At 69.6% G+C, this 237-nt stretch carries 1 pseudogene; it reads right to left on the reverse strand.

Annotated elements, in window-relative coordinates:
* Positions 1-42 precede the first annotated feature (42 nt).
* A pseudogene (locus B3E43_RS04815) lies at positions 43-237 on the reverse strand (short chain dehydrogenase); the annotation flags it as partial.

The following is a 237-nucleotide window of genomic DNA, read 5'->3' on the forward strand; positions in this document are numbered from 1 at the left end:
AGCCACTAGCCACTAGCCACTCAGGGGACCCACGCCGGCCCCTCACCCCACCACCACCCCCGGCGGCGGCACGCTGTCCGCCGGGACGAAGAAGTCGGGCATCAACGGCTTGCCGGGTTCGACGCTGTAGCGGTCGAAGTCGCGCTCGCCCCGCTCGTACAGGAAGCTGTCGTCGATCAGGAACCGGCCGGTCAGCTCACGCGACGGGCTGATGAAGATGGCGTGTGCGGCGTCGGC

The organism is Brevundimonas sp. UBA2416 (genome assembly GCF_002343105.1).
GTDB lineage: Bacteria > Pseudomonadota > Alphaproteobacteria > Caulobacterales > Caulobacteraceae > Brevundimonas.